At 71.5% G+C, this 19,712-nt stretch carries 18 protein-coding genes; 10 read left to right on the top strand and 8 right to left on the bottom strand.

The annotated features are described in order from the left end of the window. Positions 1-20 precede the first annotated feature (20 nt). From ABD793_RS28760 to ABD793_RS28750, 3 genes are all read left to right on the top strand, one after another. Complete coding sequence (locus tag ABD793_RS28760) at positions 21-623, top strand: TetR/AcrR family transcriptional regulator (RefSeq protein WP_344865576.1); 603 nt, start codon at positions 21-23, stop codon at positions 621-623. A 320-nt stretch (positions 624-943) separates the two neighbouring features. Further along, positions 944-1,984 carry an amidohydrolase family protein gene (locus ABD793_RS28755; RefSeq protein WP_344865574.1) on the top strand — a complete coding sequence of 347 codons (1,041 nt, stop codon included), beginning with the start codon at positions 944-946 and terminating at the stop codon, positions 1,982-1,984. Between the two features lie 40 nt (positions 1,985-2,024). Then, positions 2,025-5,264: an AfsR/SARP family transcriptional regulator gene (locus ABD793_RS28750; protein ID WP_344865572.1), complete on the top strand. Its 3,240-nt coding sequence runs from the start codon at positions 2,025-2,027 to the stop codon at positions 5,262-5,264. A 6-nt stretch (positions 5,265-5,270) separates the two neighbouring features. Here the strand turns inward: ABD793_RS28750 and ABD793_RS28745 are convergent, their stop codons facing one another. The 3 genes from ABD793_RS28745 to ABD793_RS28735 form a co-directional block, all read right to left on the bottom strand. Next, positions 5,271-6,419, bottom strand: coding sequence for a YcaO-like family protein (locus tag ABD793_RS28745; RefSeq protein WP_344865570.1), 1,149 nt, complete (start codon positions 6,417-6,419; stop codon positions 5,271-5,273). Next, complete coding sequence (locus ABD793_RS28740; protein ID WP_344865568.1) at positions 6,416-7,744, bottom strand: TfuA-like protein; 1,329 nt, start codon at positions 7,742-7,744, stop codon at positions 6,416-6,418. Before ABD793_RS28740 ends, ABD793_RS28745 begins: the two co-directional genes overlap by 4 nt. Before the next feature lie 452 nt (positions 7,745-8,196). After that, positions 8,197-9,030 carry an LLM class F420-dependent oxidoreductase gene (locus ABD793_RS28735; protein ID WP_344865566.1) on the bottom strand — a complete coding sequence of 278 codons (834 nt, stop codon included), beginning with the start codon at positions 9,028-9,030 and terminating at the stop codon, positions 8,197-8,199. 63 nt (positions 9,031-9,093) lie between these two features. Between ABD793_RS28735 and ABD793_RS28730 the strand changes: the two genes are divergently transcribed. Beyond that, positions 9,094-9,675, top strand: a complete 582-nt coding sequence (locus ABD793_RS28730) for a TetR/AcrR family transcriptional regulator (RefSeq protein WP_344865564.1) — start codon at positions 9,094-9,096, stop codon at positions 9,673-9,675. A 27-nt stretch (positions 9,676-9,702) separates the two neighbouring features. Here ABD793_RS28730 and ABD793_RS28725 read toward each other — a convergent pair whose 3' ends face one another. From ABD793_RS28725 to ABD793_RS28710, 4 genes are all read right to left on the bottom strand, one after another. Continuing rightward, entirely contained in the window at positions 9,703-11,025 is a 1,323-nt protein-coding gene (locus ABD793_RS28725; RefSeq protein WP_344865562.1) for an MFS transporter, read from the bottom strand. Positions 11,026-11,118: 93 nt separating this feature from the next. Continuing rightward, positions 11,119-11,649, bottom strand: coding sequence for a flavin reductase family protein (locus tag ABD793_RS28720; RefSeq protein WP_344865560.1), 531 nt, complete (start codon positions 11,647-11,649; stop codon positions 11,119-11,121). Further along, positions 11,639-11,968: a hypothetical protein gene (locus tag ABD793_RS28715; RefSeq protein WP_344865558.1), complete on the bottom strand. Its 330-nt coding sequence runs from the start codon at positions 11,966-11,968 to the stop codon at positions 11,639-11,641. The genes ABD793_RS28720 and ABD793_RS28715 overlap by 11 nt, the downstream gene beginning before the upstream one ends. Positions 11,969-11,974: 6 nt before the next feature. Next, a complete protein-coding gene (locus ABD793_RS28710; protein ID WP_344865556.1) occupies positions 11,975-13,186 on the bottom strand; it encodes a bifunctional 3,4-dihydroxy-2-butanone-4-phosphate synthase/GTP cyclohydrolase II in 1,212 nt (403 codons plus the stop codon). A 328-nt stretch (positions 13,187-13,514) separates the two neighbouring features. Here ABD793_RS28710 and ABD793_RS28705 point away from each other — a divergent pair, with 328 nt between their 5' ends. From ABD793_RS28705 to ABD793_RS28680, 6 genes are read left to right on the top strand one after another with little or no spacing between them, the layout of a single operon-like run. Next, positions 13,515-14,426: an alpha/beta fold hydrolase gene (locus ABD793_RS28705; RefSeq protein ID WP_344865554.1), complete on the top strand. Its 912-nt coding sequence runs from the start codon at positions 13,515-13,517 to the stop codon at positions 14,424-14,426. A 44-nt stretch (positions 14,427-14,470) separates the two neighbouring features. Then, the gene (locus ABD793_RS28700) at positions 14,471-15,172 is read left to right on the top strand and encodes a Crp/Fnr family transcriptional regulator (RefSeq protein WP_344865552.1); all 702 of its coding nucleotides are present in this window, start codon (positions 14,471-14,473) and stop codon (positions 15,170-15,172) included. A gap of 36 nt (positions 15,173-15,208) precedes the next feature. Further along, the gene (locus ABD793_RS28695) at positions 15,209-16,192 is read left to right on the top strand and encodes an alpha/beta hydrolase (protein ID WP_344865550.1); all 984 of its coding nucleotides are present in this window, start codon (positions 15,209-15,211) and stop codon (positions 16,190-16,192) included. A 4-nt stretch (positions 16,193-16,196) separates the two neighbouring features. Next, positions 16,197-17,426 (top strand): CaiB/BaiF CoA transferase family protein, encoded by a 1,230-nt coding sequence (locus ABD793_RS28690; protein WP_344865548.1) that lies wholly within the window; start codon positions 16,197-16,199, stop codon positions 17,424-17,426. Beyond that, positions 17,423-18,076 (top strand): enoyl-CoA hydratase/isomerase family protein, encoded by a 654-nt coding sequence (locus ABD793_RS28685; protein ID WP_344865546.1) that lies wholly within the window; start codon positions 17,423-17,425, stop codon positions 18,074-18,076. Before ABD793_RS28690 ends, ABD793_RS28685 begins: the two co-directional genes overlap by 4 nt. Before the next feature lie 14 nt (positions 18,077-18,090). After that, positions 18,091-18,888: an SDR family NAD(P)-dependent oxidoreductase gene (locus ABD793_RS28680; RefSeq protein WP_344865544.1), complete on the top strand. Its 798-nt coding sequence runs from the start codon at positions 18,091-18,093 to the stop codon at positions 18,886-18,888. A 10-nt stretch (positions 18,889-18,898) separates the two neighbouring features. Here ABD793_RS28680 and ABD793_RS28675 read toward each other — a convergent pair whose 3' ends face one another. After that, the gene (locus ABD793_RS28675) at positions 18,899-19,705 is read right to left on the bottom strand and encodes an MBL fold metallo-hydrolase (protein WP_344865542.1); all 807 of its coding nucleotides are present in this window, start codon (positions 19,703-19,705) and stop codon (positions 18,899-18,901) included. Between the last annotated feature and the right edge of the window lie 7 nt (positions 19,706-19,712).

The raw sequence follows: 19,712 nt of genomic DNA, 5'->3' as shown, positions 1-19,712 counted from the left end.
CAACTTGGTAACCTGTCGTGGTGTCGTCCTCACTTCGCCCGCTGCGCGCGGACGCGGCCCGCAACCGTGAGCTGCTCCTGGCCGCGGCCGAGGAGGAGTTCGCCGAACGGGGTCTTTCCGCCTCGATCGCGGATATCGCCCGCCGGGCAGGGATCGCGAAGGGCACGGTGTTCCGGCACTTCGCCTCCAAGGAGGAGCTGATCGCGTCCATCGTCTGCGGGCACCTCGCCACGCTCGCAGACGTCGCCCGGCGGCTGACGGACGCCGGGGATCCGGGGGCCGCACTGCTCGAGTTCCTGACCGTGGCCGCGGACCAGCGCCGGCAACACGACCTGACGTTCCTGCAGTCGGTCAGCGAAGGCGATTCACGGGTGACCGAAGTGCGGGACGAGCTGTACGCGGGAATCGGCGCGCTGGTCGACCGGGCGCACGCCGCGGGCACGATCCGGTCCGACGTCACCGCAACGGACGTCTTCCTGCTGATGTGCGCGCCCGTCCACGTGGTCGAAAACCTGGCGAATCCCGCGCCGGAGCTGTGGAAGCGGTACCTGGCGATCATTTTCGACGGATTGCGCCCGGAGGGCGCCACCCCGCTCCCCCAGCCGGCCCCGGCCCGGCCTTGAGCACGGCCGTCGAGCACCGGCGGCGGGGTGAGGACGACCGCCGCCGGCCCCATCCTCACCCGCCGCTGCGTCCGCGCTGACGCAGCTTCGCCGACCGGGGCGACCCGCGGATACGGCGTGACCCCCAAAGACGCGCCGTGCCCGCTTCAGGCGGAGGCCGAACACCTCGCGAGCGGTACACCCCAGGTCTACCGAGGGCCGATGACAGCTCGATGACAGCCGGTTTCCCGGCCCGTCAACCGCCCCCGAGCAGCAGAATCCTCCGGTAGGGTCCGATCGGGTAGGGCATGGCACGGCAGAGAGTCGCGAGGTGGTCGGCGGTGGTTTTCGGGGTCCGCGGGACCACCCTGCCCGACGGCGAGGTCCGGACCTTCGTGGTGGACGGCGACCGGCTGCGCGAGGACACCTGCACCGAGCTGATCTCGGACGGCGGCTGGATCCTGCCGGGTCTGGTCGACATGCACACCCATCCCGGTTCGGAGGGGCCGTCCGACCCGTTCGCGGACGAAAAGCTGCGCCGCCACCTCGAAGCGCACCGCGACGCCGGGGTGCTGCTGGTGCGGGTGCCGGGCTCGACGGTCCGGATCCCGGCGTGGGCCGAGGCCGACCCCACCCTGCCGCGGATCCGCTCGGCGGGCCGGTGGCTCGCCCCGAACGGCTGCTTCTACCCCGGCTACGGGCGGGAAATCGGCGAGCACGAGCTGATCGAGGCGGCGGTCGAGGAGACCGGGGCGTCGTCCGGCTGGTGCAAGATCATCGGTGACTGGGAACCCGGTGAGGCCTCGTGCTCACTCGGGGTGCTCAGTGCCGCGGTGGCGGCCGTGCACGACGCCGGTGGCCGGGTGGCAGTGCACTGCCAGACCGCCGAGGGCGGCCGCAACGCGGTGCTCGCCGACGCGGACAGCATCGAGCACGGCATGCACTTCGACCTGACGCTGCTCGAGCGGATGGCCGCCCAGGGCACCGCGCTGGTCCCCACGTTCACCACGTTCGCGAGCATCGCCGCCAGGGCACTCGAGCGGGAGCCGAGCACGCTGCGCGACTGGCTGCTCGACGGCTGGGACGGCATGCCCGCCGTGGTGCGGGCTGCCCACGATGCGGGAGTCACCGTGCTCGCCGGGACCGATTGCGCGCCCTACGGCAACATCACCACGGAAATCGACTGGCTGCGCAAGGCGGGGCTGCCGCCGGAGAGCGCGGTCGGTGCGGCGTCCTGGACCGCGCGTGCGTGGCTGGGGGAGCCGGGGCTGGCCGACGGAGCGCCGGCAGACCTGGTGGTCTATGAGGCAGACCCGACCTCCTCCCCTGGCGTGCTCGCCGATCCGAAGAGGATCATCCTCGGTGGCAGGGTGGTCCGCTGACCGCACCGGCGCGACCGGCTCGAGAGTGGGAGGTGCGTACTTGACCGGAGTCGAGGCTCCCGAATTCGGCGTCCTCGGGCCGCTGTCCGCCGTGGTGGCAGGCACCCCGGCCCCGTTGGGCTCGGCCAAGACCCGGATCGCGCTCGCGAGCCTGCTGCTGCGGGCGAACCAGGTGGTGTCGGTCGAGGAACTGATCGACCGGCTGTGGAACGGCGAGCCGCCGAAGGGCGCCCGCAACGCCGCACAGGCCTACGTGATGCGGTTGCGCAACGTGCTGGGCGAGGCCGGTGGCCTGATCCGCACGCAGCCGCCCGGTTACCTCCTCGCGGCCACCCCGGACATGGTCGACCTCGGCCGGTTCCACGCCCGGATCGCCACCGCGGAGCGGGCCCGTTCGGCCGCCGACCCCGCGGCCGAGGCCCGTGAACTCCGGGCCGCACTGGCGATCTGGCGGGGAGTGCCGCTTGCCGATGTGCAGTCCGAGGTGATCCAGGCACAGGACGCCACCCGGCTGGCCGAGGAACGGCTGCAGGCCTGGGAACGGCTGATGGACGTCGAGCTGGAGCTGGGACGGCACGCCGAGCTGATCGGTGAGCTCCACACGCTCACCGAGGAGAACCGGCTCCGCGAACGCTTCTGGGCCCAGCTGATGCTCGCGCTGCACCGGTCGGGCAGGCAGGCCGACGCGCTCGGCGTGTACCGCAAGGTCACCGCGCTGCTGCGCGACGAGCTTGGGATCGACCCCGGCGAGGCGCTGCGCCGGCTGCACCAGCAGATCCTGCTCAGCGACGGCGACCTCGGCGTGCCCGCACCGGCCGCGGCCTGGACCGCGCCGTTCCAGCTGCCCGCCGACGTCGTCGACTTCGTCGGCCGGACCGGCCTGCTGGCCCGGATCCGCGAGCTGGTCATCACCCCGGGTGGCAACCGGCTGGCCGTCCCGATCGTGCTGCTCGCCGGAGCACCCGGCGTGGGCAAGACGGCACTGGCCGTGCACGCCGGGCACGAGCTGCGTGGCGAGTTCCCGGACGGGGTGCTGCACGTCAACCTGCGCGGCTATGCCACCAGCCCGCCGCTGGCCGCGACGGACGCGCTGGCCCGGTTCCTGCGTGCGCTCGGCGTCGTCCCGGAGCACATTCCGCACGAGATCGACGAGCAGAGCGCCCTGCTGCGTTCGCTGCTCAGCGGCCGCCGGGTGCTGATGGTGCTGGACAACGCGGCCAGCCCGGAGCACGTCCGGCCGCTGCTGCCCTCGGACCCGTCCTGCGCGGTGCTGATCACCAGCCGCGACGACCTCCGCGGCCTCGTCGCGCTGGACGGCACCCGGCGGCTGCCGGTCGGTGTCGTATCGGCGCAGGAAGCCCGGTCGATGGTGGGCAACATCGTCGGTGCCGAACGCGTCGCCGCGGAACCCGCGGCGGCCGGCGCCTTCGCCGCGGCGTGCGGTTATCTGCCGCTCGGGCTGCGGATCGCGTCGACCAATCTGGCCGTCTCGGCGAGCCGGTCCATCGCCGAGTACGTCGAACGCCTCCGTCCCGGCGCCAAGCTCGACGCGATGGAGATCGAGGGCGACGACCAGGCCGCCGTGCGGCTCGCGTTCGACCTGTCCTACAGCACGGTGAAGCCCGCCCTGTCCCAGTTCTTCCGTACGCTCAGCAGCATCCCGGGGCCGGACTTCGACGATCGCACCGCGGCGGCGGTGGCGGACAAGGACCCCGCCGAGGCGCGGCGGATGCTCGACCGGCTGGCCGCCACGAACCTGATCGGCACCGGTGCGCCGGGCCGGTTCCACTTCCACGACCTCATCAAGGAATTCGCCGCGGAGCGGGCCCGCGAACTGGACCCGGCCGGGGACCACGAGGCGGCGCTGGCCCGGCTGTTCGCCTGGTACCGGCAGCGGACCTACACCGCCTGCCGGCTGCTCTACCCCGACGCGCATCTGCTCGGCTCCCCGGAACAGGCGCACTGGCCGGATTCCGCCGCCGCGCTGGACTGGCTGGAGACCGAGGCGGAGAACCTGGTCGCCCTCGTGTGCGCACCGGTGGCCGGGATACCGGTCTGGGAACTGGCCTACGCCCTGCTCCCCTACCTGCAGCGGGGACGGCAGGACTCGCTCTGGCAATCCGCGTTCACCGCCGCGCTCGCCGCCGCCGAACGCAGCGGCGACCGGCCCGGGCAGGCCGCCATCCACCGCAGTATGAGCCGTATGCAATTCCACCACGCCCATTACCGCGAAGCCGAAACGCACATGCTGGCGGCGGCCCGGCTGTTCCGGGAATCCGGCGACCCGGTCGGCGAAGCCAGGGCGCACACCGGGCTCGGCTCGATCTACGGCGAGCTGGGCAGGCTCGACGAGTCGATGGCGCACTTCGAACAGTCGCTGCGGCTCGGCGGGGACCTGGCAGGCCGCGGCACCACGCTCTTCGACCTGGGGATGACGCAGATCCACCTCGGCCGCGTTGCCGAGGCGTCCGCGAATCTGGACCAGGCCAGGGAACTGTCCCTTCGCCAGGAGCTGCACCACCTGCGCATCCGGTGCGCCGGTGCGTTCGCCTTCCGCGACCTGTGGGCGGGCCGGCTCGGCTCCGCGTTGGGCACCTTCGGCGAGGCGCTCGAGGGCTGGGCAGAGCTCCGGTTCTCCCCTGGTATCACCGAAATCGTGCGTAACATCGCGGAAACCTGCGTGGAGGCAGGCCGCCCCGGCGTCGCCAGGGACCTCGGCACCCGCACCTTGGCCTGGGCGCAGGCGGCCGAGACGGCCTGGCTGGTCACCGGCTCCCACGTCGTGCTCGGCGACGCGGCCCTGTCCGAGAACGACCTCGACACGGCCGCAGGGCATTTCGCGCAGGCCCGCACCCTCGCCCGGCGGGGCGGGGCGGATTACTGGGTCGCGGCGATCGACCGTGGCCAGGCGGCCGGCCACCTCCGGTCCGGGGCACCGGCCGAGGCCGCCACGCTCTTGACGCAGGGGCTGACCGAAGCCCTGCCCCGGGATCGCGGCCGGGCGCATGCGGCGTTGTCCGTTGCCCTGCTGGCACAAGGGAATCCGCAGGAAGCGATCACGCATGCCGGTCACGCGGAGGCGCTCGCGGAGGAATACGGCTACCGGCTGGACCGGGCTCGTGCGCAGCGGGCCGCGGCTGCGGCACATCGCGCCGCGGGCGATTCCGCCGCCGCCGGACGGCTGGAGCAGCAGGCCGCCGCCGTGGTCGATGCGGTCACCGCGGAGACGGAACCGGTGCTGCCCGGAGTGGTCGCACGCGTCCCGCTCGATCCGGCCTGACGGCGTTCACTGCCCGGTGTGCAGGTACTCCGCGTCGAACAGGGTCTGCGGGATCGTCACCTTCACCACGGCGAACTCCTCGGCCGTGCTGAGATCCGCGAGCAGCGGCCCGGTGCCGGTGACCTCCCGGACCCGGCCGGACAGCCAGGCCAGCTCCGCGTCGACGTCGTCGAAGGCACCCGGCCCCGGCGGCTCGATCTCGGCCCAGGACAGCGTCGCGGCCTCCTCCGGTACGAGGTCCTCTGTGGACAATCGCACCCGCTGGTACACCGCAGGCAGGTCGTCGCGGCTGCCCGCGATCCCGGTGAGCCTGCTCTGCACCGCCTCGGTCAGTGCCCGGGACAGCGCGACGTGCGGGTCGAGATGGGTGCCCCACCCGCCGCAGGCGATCGGGAAGTCCTGGCTCCACACCCTGGCCGCGAAGCACGGCACGCCGAACCTGCTGTCGACGGTGGTGATCCGCACTGTCGCACCCGCCGCCCGCACCCGGTCGATCAGCGGTGCGCACACGTCGTCGTCGAGCGAGCCGGGATCGATGTAGTGCCACCGCGCGCCGCGGGGGATCCGGCTGAGCGCATCGCGTTCGATGATCTCGTAGATCGCGTGCAGCCCGGCTTCCGCCCGGCTGTTGCCCGCAGCAAGACCGTTGCTGCTCCACAGGAATCCGGGCGGCGTCCACGGCCGCACCGGTTCGGGCAGGTGCACCACCGGCCACGGCACCGGGACCGGCTCCCCGCTGCCGGTGTCGAGTGTGTCCACCCAGTCCAGCGGAGTCTGTTCGGTGACCAGCGAGCCGGCGTGGGACACGATCCCGGCGATCCGGTACGGCAGGCCGAGGTCGCGGGCAGGCGTCGCCCGGTGGACGAAGGATCTCGGCACGTTCTCCGCATGCCACAGTTCGAGCGACTCCATCGCCGCGGAAATCCGGGCCAGCAGCGGTGTCTGGCCCTTGCCCTGCGAGACGGTGAGGCTGCGGGCCAACGGGCGCACCGCCATCATCACCGGCACCCCCAGCACGTCGAGCCCGGTGACGTCGGCGATCCGGGTGATGCCGTAGCGGGGCAGCAACGGCTCGATCGCGGCCCAGGTCTCCGCCGGACGGCGGACCCGGTGGGTTCCGGTGAAGAAGACCTTGGCTCCCGGCGGCGGGGTCATCGCCGCCCGCTCTCGGCCGTCAGGAACCGGCTGCGCAGGAAGAACGGCCGCGCGGCTTCGACCGCGTCCGCCAGTGAAGCGAATCCCCGGTCCCGCGCCGCCGCCAGCAGCGCGGGTTCGTCGCCGGGGCCGGTCCGCCACACCGACGCGAGGTGCTCGCGCAGCACGGCGGGTTTGAGCTGGCCGACGTCCTGCCCGCTGGCCCACGACGCGACCTCGGTGTTGACGACCTCCGCCTCGGCCACCGCACGCCGGGCGGCGGGATCGGTGCCGACGCCGGGTTCGGCACGCGCGAGGTCGCTCAGCGGGCACTGCGGCTGGTAGGACCGGGCCAGGATGCGGAGCAGCGCCTCGGCGCGCGGCAGCCCGGCCGCCTCCGCCGGGGTGAGCCAGTGCCCGGTCTGCTCGGCCGTCAGCGATTCCGGGGTCAGCCCGTGCTGTGCGGCCACGCGCAGTGCACGGCCGGGCAGGTCGTCTTCCGGACCGGGCCCGGCGAGGTGCCCCAGCACGTAGCGCCGCCACCGGGACGGGAAGTCGCCGAGGTGGATCTGCTGGTAACGGATCGTGGCACCGAGGGACACCTCGGTACCCTCGACCGGTTCGACCGAGAACTCCGTCTGCCACTCGGTGATGAACCGGTTGCGCCAGTCGTCGTTGTCCGCCCACTCGCCGGGAGCACCGGTGCCCGGCAGCTCGCCCCTGGCGATTTCGGTGAGCACGTCCAGCGCATCGGCCGCCTTGACGTCCGCGGTGCGCTCGTCGTCGGCCAGGAAAGCCCGCAGCCGTGCGACATCGTCGCCCGCACCGCTGTGCAAGGCTTCCCAAGTACGTTCCGTGTAATGGTGACTCCGCGCGAGATCCACCACCGCCCGCGCCGCCGCATCGGACAGCACCCCGGCCCGCCGAGCCGCTTCGGCCGCGTACCGGACGGCGACCAGCGAAACGGTCAGCTTGCGATACTCCGGCGCCTCGCCGTGCATGACGGCGACTTCGTCGTCGGCGTCGAGCACCCCGTCCCGGTACATCTCGAAGACCGCGCCACGGCCGGTCATCCCGTACCGGTGCAACTCGGCGGCACGGATCGCACCCATGCTGGCACAGCCCACCACCCGCACCCCGGCCTGCAGCAATGCGAGGATCTCCTTGTGCCGCACCGAAGCGCTGTGGTGGTAGTAGCCGTCGACCAGCACCACCACGTCCCCGGCGGCACATCCCAGGCGCAGCAGATCGCCGTGCGCAACCGGCGGGTGCAGCACCGCCTCCGGCAACGCCTGCACCGCCACCGAACTCGCCAAGGTGGGGCCGAGGAAGACGTGTACCGGCATGGCGTACCCGTTTCCGGCCTCAGGCCCCGTCGGTCAGTTGAAGTCCCGGCCCCCGAGGATGACGACGACCTCCGACCACGGGTCGAACAACCCGGCTGCCGCCACCTCGTGCCGAGCGGCGTTGATCTGCTCGATCACCTCGTCCATCGGTACCCCTCCTCGTCGCGCACGCGATCATGATCACCGAGCGTCAGGGTACTACAGCCGGTGCGCGCCCGGAGGCATCTTGCCGGATTGCCGGAGGCACGCACACGGCTCGCCGGTCACCCCGGCCGTGCCCGGCCGTTGGCCTCGGCGGTTCGCACGGCACAACCCGGGCATCCGGCGCCCGGCGGACCGCACGCGATGTTCACCCTCCGGCCGGCACCGCGTCGGCCGGTGGGCCGTTCCCGGTAACCTGCCTGCCGATCGTCACGCTCGTCGCAGGGACGGTGACCGAGCACAGTGGACGGTCAGCGGAGGAAGCCGGCCAGGTGGTCGAGTGCGCGCAGCGCCTCGCCGGGCGTCTCGTGGTCGGGCAGCTCGAACAAAACCCGGTCCACCCCTGCGTGTTCGTAGGAGCCGAGGGCTTCCGGGCTGCCTCCGTAGAGGGTGACGCGCACTGTGCGGCCGGCCTCGGTGGCACGGCGGCGCAGTTCGGCGATGCGTCCGCCGAGCTGTTCGGCAGTGAACAACGGGAGCGGCAGCCAGCCGTCGCCGTGGCTCAGCACGCGGTCCAGCACCTTCGGCCCGACGCCCGCGATGAGCACCGGTGGCTGCCGGACGGGCTTGGGCCAGGACCAGATCGGGTCGAAGTCGACGAACTCGCCGTGGAACTCCGGCTCGTCGTGGGCCCAGATCACCTTCAGCGCGGCGACGTGCTCGAGCATCCGGGCCAGTGGCCGGGCCGGATCGACGCCGTGGTTGGCCATCTCCTCGGCGTTCCACCCCGGGCCGGCCCCCAGCTCCAGCCGCCCGCCGGAGATCCGGTCGACACTCGCGGCCTGTTTGGCCAGCGTGATCGGATGGTGCTGGTTCACCAGGGACACCGCGGTCCCCAGGCCGATCCGGTCGGTCACCGCGGCGATCGCGGCGAGTGCGGCCAGCGGGTCGAAGGTGTGCGAGTAGTGGCGGGGCAGCGGCTGCGGCTCCGCCGCGACCACCGGGTACGGCGTCTGCCTGCTGGTCGGGATGTGGGTGTGCTCGGTGAGGAAAAGCGAGCCGAACCCGCGCTCCTCCACTGCTTCGCCGAGGCGGACGGGACCGATGCCGTAGTCGGTCGGAAAGGTGACGATGCCCAGTTCCATGCACCGAGCATGGCATAACTGTCAGAGAACTGTCACTTATCGTCCCGGTGCTAGCGTGGCGCGGTGGACGAGAGCATCGGCGGGCACGTGCGAGCGGACGCCCGACGCAACCGGATCGCCATCGTCACCACCGCCCGTGCGGCCGTCGAGGAGCTGGGCAGCGAGGTTTCCCTGGAGGAGATCGCCCATCGCGCGCAGATCAGCGCCCGCACGCTCTACCGGCACTTCCCCACCAGGCACGACCTGCTCACCGCGGTGCTCGAGGATTACTTCGCCCAGCGGGTGGAGCCGGTCCTGCGCCGTGCCGCCGCCGACCCCGACCCGCGCCACGCGCTGGAAACGGTGCTGTCGGAATGCACCGCCGCGTTCGTGACGCACCCCGGTGTGCTCGCGCTGGCCGGCGGGAACGCCCGGACCACCGGCATCACCGGCCGCTATCTGCGACCGCTGCACGAGGTGCTGACCAGGGCCCAGCAGGCGGGCTCGGTGCGCGCGGACCTGACGCCGGAAGACTTCCCCTGCCTGGTCACCATGCTGGTGGCCAGCGCAGACGCCGCCGGCACCGGCTGGTCCCGCTACCTCGCGCTGCTGCTCGACGGCCTGTCTCCGATCGCCGCCGGCGCACCGCTGCCCACCGGGAAGTGAAGCCCCCGGCAGCCGCCGCGAACAACTCTACGTGGACCGCTTCCGGCCGACCGACGCAAGCACCACCGCCGAGGTGACGATCCCGGCCGCGACCATGTACCAGGCCGGCGCCAGGTCGTTACCGGTGGATTCGATCAGCAAAGTCGCGACGAACGGGGCGGTACCGGCGAAAATGGCCGATCCGAAGCCGTAGGCGATGCCGAAACCGGAGACCCGGACCTGGGTCGGGAACAATTCGGCGAAGAGGGCCGGAATGGCGCCCCCGAACGCGGCGACCGGGATCCAGAGCACGAGCTGCCCGAGCAGCACCGGCCCGAATCCCCGGAGCCCGATGATCAGCAGCGCCGGCAGCGGCAGCAGCACCGTCAGCGCACAGGCGAAGAGCAGGATCGGTTTCCGGCCGTACCGGTCCGAGAGGTAGCCGAATGCCGGCACCAGGAAAACCCCGACGGTCGTGGAAACGACCACGGTGCCGAGCGCCGGCACCGCGGGCATCCCGAGCACGCTCCGGATGTAGGTGAGCACGAAAGCCTGGACCGTGGACGAGGCGATGCTGAAGCCGACACAGATCCCGATGACCGTCAGGAACGCTCGCCAGTGCTGCCGGAACAACGTGCGCAGCGGGCTCTTCGCGCGGGCGTTGCCTGCCTTGATCTCCTCGAACTCCGGCGACTCCGCGATGCGGTAGCGCAGGTACACACCGATCGCCAGCAGCGGGAACCCGAGCAGGAACGGCAGCCGCCAGCCCCAGCTTTCCAGCTCGTCCGGCGGCATTGCCACGGTCAGGATCAACACCACCAGCGTGCCGAGCACGCTCCCCGCAGTGGAGGAGAAAAAGGCGTAGGACCCGTAGCGCCCGCGACGGTCCCCTGGTGCGTGCTCGACCAGGAAACTGGCCGATGTGCCGAACTCCCCGCCCACCGAAAGCCCTTGGAGCAGCCGGGCGAGGCACAGCAGGATCGGTGCCACGATCCCGGCCCGGGGATAGGTCGGCATGACCCCGACGAGCACCGTGGTCACGCCCATGATCAGCACCGAAACGGCGAGCGGGATCTTGCGCCCCAGCCGGTCCGCCATCCGCCCGAACACGATCGCGCCCACCGGCCGCATGACGAAACCGACGCCGAAGAGGGCCAGCGTCGACAGGATCGCGGCCAGCGGGTCACCGGAGGGGAAGAAAAGCCCGGAGATGACCGGCGTCAAAGACGCGAAGATCGCGAAATCGTAGAACTCGAGGGCGTTTCCGGTGCCCGCCGCGAGGACCGCCCGGCGCGGGAGCGAGCTGCCGCCGGGGCCGGCATCCACCGGGGGCATCCGGCTTTCCGCGGCCGACGGGGATGACTGGGACATCGTTGTCCTCCGATCATAGGGACGCTGCACGCGAGCAGGAGTCTCGCTTCCCGCGGCGGCGCACGACTGTGACCTGGGTTCGGCGGCTTCGGCTCAGGAACGCCCGCCGGGTCCGGGCGGCGGCGCACCGAGACCGGCCAGCGTGCCGCGGAAGAAGGTCAGGGGCAGCCGGCCGGTGGCCGCGGCCAGATCGAGGATCCGGGCGACGACGATCCAGTGGTCCCCGGCCTCGTGCACGGTCGCGATCTCGCATTCCAGCCAGCCGAGCGCGCCGGACAGCAGTGGTGCGCCGCTGAACCCGCCTGCGCTCCAGCGCACCCCCGCGAACTTGTCGCTCCCGCGCACCGCGAAACCACGGGCCGCCGCGATCTGGTCCTGTGCCAGCAGGTTCACCGCGAACCGGCCGGTCGAGGCCACTTTCGGCCACGAGGTCGAGCCCTTGCCGGGACAGAGCAGCACGAGCGGGGGATCCATCGAGAGCGCGCCGAACGACTGGCAGGTGAACCCGACCGGGCCGTCGTCGGGCATCGCGGTCACGACGGTCACTCCCGTGACGAACTGCCCGAGCACCTGCCGGTAACGCGTACTCGTGATGGCCGGGGACGGCAGGCGGTCAGTGGTCATCGGCCTGCTCCCGGTCGACGTGGGCGCGCACCCGGCTGCCGTCGGCGCTGAGCCAGCCGTGCGCCGCCGCGTGGCCGAGCATGCCGGTGAACCTGTCGTGCCAGTCCTGGTCGCGTTCGCCTGCCGCGGACCGCAGCCAGGAAATGTCGAGCCAGGCGTGGTCGCCGGCGAACTCCCCTGCCCCTGCCGCGCGAAATGTCCGCGACAGGGTTTCCCGGTCGGGCGTGCGCATCCCCACCCGGACGGACAACGTGCGCAGATCCTCGGCCGTGCGCAGCTGCGGCGCTCCGGTCCCGTCGCCGGAGAGGTAGACCACCATGTCCGCTCACGCACTCACTGCATCGCCGGGCAGTGCAACGGTGATCTGGTGCCCGAGCCGATCACGTTTGGCACGAAGGTAGTCGACGTTGTGCGCGGTGACCGTCGTCGGCAACGAGCAGCGGCCGGTGATCTCGATGCCATACCCTTCCAGGCCACCGTATTTCGCCGGGTTGTTCGTGATCAGGCGCATCCGCTGGACACCGAGGTCGCTGAGCATCTGTGCGCCTGCCCCGTACTCGCGGGAGTCGACCGGCAGGCCGAGTGCGAGGTTGGCGTCGACGGTGTCGTGACCGTGTTCCTGCAACGCGTAGGCGCGAAGCTTGTCCCCCAGCCCGATTCCGCGGCCCTCCTGGCCACGCAGGTAGATCAGCACGCCACGGCGCCGTCGGCCGATCAGGTCGAGGGATGCGGCGAGCTGGGCACCGCAGTCGCAGCGCTGGGAACCGAGCAGATCACCCGTCAGGCATTCGCTGTGCACCCGGACCACCAGGCCCTCGGGTGGTGCGTCGGCCGGGTCGCCCATGACGAGCGCCAGGTGCTCGACGCCGTCGAGGACGCAGCGATAGGACACGGCCCGGAATTCGCCGTAGGCAGTGGGCAGCGTGGCACTGCCGCTGCGCTCCACCAGTGTTTCGTGGCGGAGCCGGTACCGAACCAGGTCGGCGACCGTGACGACGGTCAGCCCGTGGGCCGCGGCGAAGGCACCGACCTGCGCACCACGCAGCATGGTTCCGTCGTCGTTGATCAGCTCCGAGATCACCGCGACCGGCTCCTTTCCGCCCAGTGTGAGCAGGTCGACCGCGGCCTCGGTGTGCCCGGCCCGCTCGAGCACTCCGCCTTCGCGGGCGCGCAACGGGAACACGTGACCGGGCCGGGTGAACTGCTCGGCGGCGGCTTCCGGATCGGCCAACGCGTTCGCGGTCGCGCAGCGCTCGGCCGCACTCACCCCGGTCGTGACGTCCACGTGGTCGACGCTGACCGTGAACGCCGTTCGCTGCGGTTCGGTGTTGTCCCGCACCATCAGGCCGATCCCGAGGCGGTCGAGGAGCACCCCGGGCATCGGAACGCACAGGATCCCGGTCGTGTGCCGGATCATGAACGCGATCCGAGCGGGCGTCGCGTCCGCTGCCGGGACGACGAGATCGGCTTCGTTCTCCCGTTCGGCGTCGTCGACGACGATCACCGGCCGGCCTGCAGAAAGCTCGGCGACGGCCACCGGGACCGGATCGGGTGCCGGCCTGTCTTCACGGTTCGAAACGTCGGGCGTGTGCACAATGCCTCCATCGGGGCGTCGAGGACCCGGCCGCGTGCGGTCCCGGGGCCGCCACCGGCGTCCGGCCCGGTCGCGGCGGTAGCCGGAGTCTGCCCCGCCCCGGTCGCGAAGACTGTGACCTGGATCCGGCCGCTCCGCACACCCCGTGCGCAGTTGCCCGGACGCGAGTCACAGACGGGCTCGCCGGCGCACGGAAGTATGGCGGAGCCGGGGGCGAGCGGGACCGGCATGACCCGCAGCACGCCCCGGCGCACGCCGAAAAGGAGGAGACATGACGACGTGCCCACCGGTGCGGACCTCCGACGGAATCCGCCTGCACGTGACCGACACCGGGGACGGGATTCCGGTGCTCTTCCTCCACGAATACGCAGGCGACCACCGGAGCTGGGCCGGACAGGTCGCCGAGCTCGCGCACGACTACCGCTGCATCACCTACGCGGCGCGCGGGTACCCGCCGTCCGACGTTCCGGCGGCGCCCTCGGCCTACTCCTGGCAACGAGCCGTCGACGACGCGATCGCCGTACTGGACGCACTGGACGTCGGCACCGCGCACGTCGTCGGGCTGTCGATGGGCGGCTACACGGCACTGCAGCTGGGACTGCGGCATCCGGACCGGGTGCGCTCGGTCATGGCGGTCAGCGTCGGCTCCGGGTCCGATCCGGCGCACCGCACCGCCTATCTGGCGGAGGCCGGCGCGGTCGCCGAGCACCTCCGCTCCCGTGGACCGGCCTTCGTCGGGCGCAAGGCGGCCGAAGGGCCCAGCAGAATACAGCTGAAACACCGCAACGAACCGGCGTGGCACGAGTTCATCGACCAGTTCTCCGAACATTCCGCGGAAGGGCTGGCGCACACGATCCTGGAAATCCAGCGCCGCCGTCCGGCACTGCACGAGCTGGCCGGCGAATTCAGCAGGTTCCCGGTACCGCTTTTCGTGGTCACCGGCGACGAGGACGAGGCGTGCCTGTCCACCGGGCTACTGCTGAAACGGACGGTGCCCTCGTGCGGGCTGCAGATCCTCCCGCACAGCGGGCACGTGCCGAACCTCGAAGATCCACCGCAGTTCAACGACATCACCCGCCGATTCCTCCGATGTGTAGAGTCCGGTTCGTGGCCCGAACGGGACCCGCGCTCGAGGCACACCGCGCAGTTCGGCCTCGGCCGGCCGGATCCGGCGGCCCGGTAGCAGCCGCGAAGGACCGGTAGCCCAGAGACGAGGCGAGCCCTGCCATGAACCCGTCCGACCCGCACCCGTCGGCGGCCGCGCTGCAGGCGTGGTCGAAGAGCTTCCTTTCCGGGCAGGACCCGGAAATCCGGGACACGCTGCTCGGGGACAGCCGGCAGGTCACCTACCCCGCCGGGGAGTTCATCTGCCGGGCGGACGAAGGCGACTACCGGGTCGCGCTCGTGCACAGTGGACGGATCCGGGCGAAGATCACCTCCTGGGACGGACGCGAGGTCACCACCCGGTACCTGACGGTCGGGCACATCAGCGCGGTGCCCGCGATGCTCACCCACGGTGCGCCGTCCTCACTGGAAGCCGTGACCACGTGCCAGGTTTCGCTGCTGAACCCGCAGACCTTCCGGCGGCTCATGCAGTCCAGGGCCGATCTGTGCTACCGGGTCGCGGTGTACCTGGCGGAATCCACCTACGAAACGGTGGCCTACCTCGAGGACAACCTGTTCGGCTCGGTGCAGCAGCGGGTGAGCAGGCATCTGCTCGAAATGGCGACGCCCACGGTCAGGGGACTGCTCGTGCAGACGGATCAGACCGAACTCGCGCACGCGATCGGATCGGTGCGGGAAGTCGTCGCGCGGGCGCTCAAGAAGCTCAGCGACACCGGCGCGATCCGGCGTTCCCGGCGCCAGATCTGGATCGAGGACCCGGGGCTGCTGCGGTCGTTCATCTCGACGGATCTGCGGGGTCGCTAGGCAGATCCGGCAAGCACGCACCGAAGTGAGGGACAATTGGGTACCTATCACCTGGACGAAGAGCTGACGCCGTCGATATCGGCCCTGCCCCGGATCGACCGCACCGATATCGCGCAAGCGCGAAAAATCACCTCGAGCCGCTTCGCCGGTTCCGGCCGCTCCGACGCACTCGAAAAGGGTGTGACCGTGCAGGAGCATTCCGGTACCGGGGAGGACGGGGAGAGCTTCCGGCTCCGCGTGTACCGGCCGGAACACCGCACGAACCGGGGCGTCGTCTACCACGTGCACGGCGGCGGGTTCATCCTCGGCGATCTCGAAACGGATCATCTCCGGACCCTGGAAATCGCGCGGGAGGTCGGCTCCGTGGTCGTCGCGGTGGAGTACCGGCTGGCGCCCGAGTGGCCTTTCCCCACCCCGGTCGAGGACGTCTACTGCGGACTCGCCTGGCTGCACGAGCGAGCCGCCGCCCTGGACGTCGACCCGTCGCTCGTCGTCCTGCACGGGGTGAGCGCCGGCGGCGCCCTCGCGGCATCGACCGCACTTCTCGCACGCGACCGGAACGGGCCGCCGATCTGTTTCCAGTTCCTCAAATCGCCGGTGCTGGACGACCGGCTCGCCACCGCAAGCAGCATCCGCTTCACCGACACCCCCGCACTGCACCGCCGGGACGCGGAGCTCTGCTGGTCGGCCTACCTCGGGCCGCTCGGCAGGGGCACCGGCGCGGTCCCGCCGTACGCCGCACCTGCGCGGGCGAACGATCTGACCGGTCTTCCGCGCACCTACGTTTCCGTCGCGGAGTTCGATCCGTTGCGCGACGAAGGGATCGACTACGCACGAGCGCTGCTGGCCGCCGGGGTACCGGTGGAAGTGCACCTGTTTCCCGGTACGTACCACGGTTCCGGTGCGGTGCGGGAGGCCGCGGTGAGCCGGCGTGAACTGGCCGAGGAGGTCGCGGTGCTGCGGAAGGCCGTGACGCGGACGCCCCGCCCCGCCACGGCCCGCGCAGGGGAAGGTGGTTGATCCCGTGTCCGCCGCGAGCACACCGGCGGGTCCGCATTTCCTCGGCGGGATCCGCGTACTGGACATCACCGGCGCATTGGCCGGCCCCTACTGCACGACAATCCTTTCCGACCTCGGCGCGGAGGTGATCAAGGTGGAGCCGGTCGACGGTGATCCGCTGCGCCGCCGGCTGGTCGGCCCGCACCGGCGGCCGCTCCCGTTCGACCTCGTCCACCGCAACAAACGGAGCATCGCCGTCGATCTCAAGACCGGCCGCGGACGGGAGGTCGTCAAGGCACTGGCGCGGCGTTCGGACGTGCTGGTGGAGAACTTCCGGGTCGGCGCACTGGCCCGGCAGGGGCTGGCCTACCAGGATCTGCGGGACGAGTGCCCGGATCTGGTGTACTGCTCGATTTCCGGCTTCGGCCAGTCCGGGCCGATGCGGGACGCGAAAGGCATCGATCTGGTCGCGCAGGCCTACGGCGGCCTGCTGAGCGTCACGGGCGGCACCGACGGCCGGCTCGCCAAGGCCGGTTACCCCATCGGGGACCTCGGCACCGGCATGTGGGGCGCGATCGGGGTGCTGGCCGCAGTGCTCCGCGCTCGCGCCGGGTCCGGCGGTGCGCACCTCGACGTGTCCTTGGCCGACACCATCGCCGGGTGGTCGATGTGGGAGGTGGCCGATTTCGCCGGAAGCGGCGAAGCCCCGGCTCCGCTCGGTACCGCGCACCGGCTCACCGCACCGTACGAGGCGTTCACCTGTGGCGACGACGCGGTTCTCGTGATCGGCGTGACCGAACGCTCGTGGAAGGATTTCTGCGCGGTGCTCGAGCTCGATCTCTCCGGCGATCCGCGCTTCGACGGCGAGTACGCGCGCTTCGAGCACCGCGAGCAGCTCGCCGAACTGCTCCAGGCCCGGTTCGGCACGGCACCGAGAGATCTCTGGATCGAGCGGCTCCGCGCGGCCGGTGTTCCGTGCGGGCCGGTCAACACGATCCCGCAGATGCTGGACGACTCCCAGTACGCGGCACGCGGAATGTTCCCGAACGACGTCGAACGGTTCGGGCACCACCACATCGTGAACACGCCGCTCATCGCCGACGGCGCACCGCGGGCACACCGGAAAGCGCCCGGTGTCGGGCAGGACACCGTTGCGCTGCTGTCCGAGCTGGGCGTCGGCGACGAGGAGATCCGGGCACTGGTGCGGGACCGGGTGGTCGGCGCCGAGACGCGACCGGAAGCGGGCCGGGAATGACCGATCCGATGCGCCTCGACATCGAGGGCCGCGTTGCCCGGCTCACCATCGACCGGCCGGAGAAGCGCAACGCGATGTCGGCGGAGATGTGGCGAAGCCTGCTGCGGCACATCAGGTCGATCGGCGAGACCGCCGGCATCGCCGCAGTGGTGCTGCGAGGTGCCGGCGGGAGCTTCTCCGCGGGCGCGGACCTGGCCGAGATGCGGTCTCCGGATCCGGTGCAGGTCGCGGGTTACCGGGAATTCGCGGAGCAGGTCGTCCTCGCGCTGAGCGACCTGGAACCGCCGAAACTGGCCGAGATCGACGGCCCGTGTTTCGGCGCCGGCTGCAGCCTCGCGCTCGCCTGCGATGTCCGGATCTGTTCTCCCGCGGCACAATTCGGGATACCCGCGCTCCGGCACGGCCTCGTCTACGAGCCGGTCTTCGTGCGGCGGCTGGTCCGGATCGTCGGTCCGGGCCCGGCCGGACTGCTGCTCTACGGCGGCGAACGCTGGACCGGCGACGAGGCGGTCACCCGGGGTCTGGCCGACAAATGCGCCGAGGACGTCTCGACCGCGGTCGAACGGATTCTGGCTTATCTGTGCGACGCCGGGGAACCGGCCATTGCTTCGACCGCGGCGGCCATCCGGACCGCACCACGCGGTCGGTAGAAAGGAAGTTGTTCATGGATCTGGGTCTGGACGGTGCGCGGGCGATCGTGACCGGTGGCTCGCGCGGGATCGGGCTCGCAGTCGCCCGTGTGCTCGTGGCGGAAGGGGCGCGGGTGGCGCTCGCGGCCCGCGACGAGCAGCGGCTCGAGGCCGCCGCGGACAGCCTCCGCGGCGGCGGTGCCGAGGTGCTCGTGGCTCCCGCGGACACCACCGACGACACCTCGGTGCGAGCCATGGTCGACGAGGTCGCCGGCGTCTGGGGCGGGGTGGACGTGCTGGTGAACTGCGCCGCGCAGCCTTCGTTCGGTTCCGCACCCGCCGGCCTCGCGAACCTCACCGACGCCGCCGTGGCGACCGACTTCGACACCAAGGTCCTTGGCTACCTGCGCTGTGCCCGCGCAGTCGCCCCGCACATGATCGCGCAGGGCCGGGGAAGGATCGTCAACATCTCCGGCCTCGCGACCCGCCGCACCGGCTCCATCCCCGGCACGATCCGCAACGTGGCGGTCGCCGCGCTGACCGCCAACCTCGCCGACGAGCTCGGACCGCACGGCATCGGGGTCACCGTCGTGCACCCCGGCATGGTGGAGACCGAGCGCACCCCCGCGCTCGTCGCGGACCGGGCAGCCGCCACCGGCGGCACCGAGGAGCAGGTGCGGGCCGATCTCGGCGCCACGACGAGCCTCCGCCGCCTGGTCGCCGCGGACGAGCTCGCGGACGTCGTCGTCTTCCTGTGTTCCCCCCGCGCGGCCGCGGTCACCGGCGACGCGGTGACCGTGGCCGCCGGCAACCGCGGATCGGTCCACTACTGAAGCCCTGCGGCTACGCCCAGGCGAACCGGCGGAGTCCGTCGGCGGTGACCAGGCGGCCGAAGGCCAGGCCGGGAAAGTGCGCCGGGGCGAACACGTCGCCGGAGGCCGCCAGTTCGGCGGCGATCCGGTTGCGCACGGCGTTCGCGGCCGTCCGGTCCACGTCGAACGCTCCTTCCCATTCAGGGTCGGTCAGCTCGGCCACGGTGTGCGTGACGTCGCCGAGCAGCAAGGCGCGTTCCCCGGCGTCACTCACGACGAAGACGGTGGAGCCGGGGGTGTGGCCGGGTGCGGGCCGGGCGAGCAGGCCGGGCAGCAGCTCGGTTTCCTCGTCGAACGTCGCCAGCTGCCCTTCGATCGGCGCGAGGATGCCGCGGACGAGGGGATCGAGGTCGGGATCGGCCGGGGCCCCGGTCATGAAGTGCGCCCAGTCCGCGGCGTGCACCCAGTGGGTCGCGCGCGGGAAGGTCACCTCGCCGCGGACCGTCGACCATCCGACGTGGTCGATGTGCAGGTGCGTGAAGACCACGTCGGTCACGTCCCCGGGGGCGACACCGGTACGGCCCAGGTTCGCCAGCAGGCCCCCGGTCCGGAACGCCTCGTGGAGCGGACCGGGACCGGCGCCGAGATCGACCAGGACCGTCCGGCTCCCGATCCGCACGAGGAACGAGCCGACGCCCATCCGGATCCGCCCCCGCTCGTCGAGCGGCTGGTGCCCGCAGTCCCACGCCGACCCTCGCGCATGCGTCGCGGCGGCCTCGATCGGCAGGTCCGCCACGCCGTCGAGCACCGGGATGATGTCGATCTTTCCTACCTTCATGGGGGCC

The organism is Amycolatopsis ultiminotia, assembly GCF_039536925.1.
Classification (GTDB): domain Bacteria; phylum Actinomycetota; class Actinomycetes; order Mycobacteriales; family Pseudonocardiaceae; genus Amycolatopsis; species Amycolatopsis ultiminotia.
This window is presented reverse-complemented; position numbering and strand designations above follow the sequence as displayed.

Coding starts and splice junctions, on each gene's coding strand:
- ABD793_RS28715 (WP_344865558.1), bottom strand. CDS start 11,968: ATGGTGGTCTACCTCTCCGGCGACGGGACCGGAGCGCCGCAGCTGCGC.
- ABD793_RS28735 (WP_344865566.1), bottom strand. CDS start 9,030: ATGGAACTGGGCATCGTCACCTTTCCGACCGACTACGGCATCGGTCCC.
- ABD793_RS28700 (WP_344865552.1), top strand. CDS start 14,471: ATGAACCCGTCCGACCCGCACCCGTCGGCGGCCGCGCTGCAGGCGTGG.
- ABD793_RS28675 (WP_344865542.1), bottom strand. CDS start 19,705: ATGAAGGTAGGAAAGATCGACATCATCCCGGTGCTCGACGGCGTGGCG.
- ABD793_RS28705 (WP_344865554.1), top strand. CDS start 13,515: ATGACGACGTGCCCACCGGTGCGGACCTCCGACGGAATCCGCCTGCAC.
- ABD793_RS28720 (WP_344865560.1), bottom strand. CDS start 11,649: ATGACCACTGACCGCCTGCCGTCCCCGGCCATCACGAGTACGCGTTAC.
- ABD793_RS28685 (WP_344865546.1), top strand. CDS start 17,423: ATGACCGATCCGATGCGCCTCGACATCGAGGGCCGCGTTGCCCGGCTC.
- ABD793_RS28740 (WP_344865568.1), bottom strand. CDS start 7,744: ATGCCGGTACACGTCTTCCTCGGCCCCACCTTGGCGAGTTCGGTGGCG.
- ABD793_RS28745 (WP_344865570.1), bottom strand. CDS start 6,419: ATGACCCCGCCGCCGGGAGCCAAGGTCTTCTTCACCGGAACCCACCGG.
- ABD793_RS28680 (WP_344865544.1), top strand. CDS start 18,091: ATGGATCTGGGTCTGGACGGTGCGCGGGCGATCGTGACCGGTGGCTCG.
- ABD793_RS28725 (WP_344865562.1), bottom strand. CDS start 11,025: ATGTCCCAGTCATCCCCGTCGGCCGCGGAAAGCCGGATGCCCCCGGTG.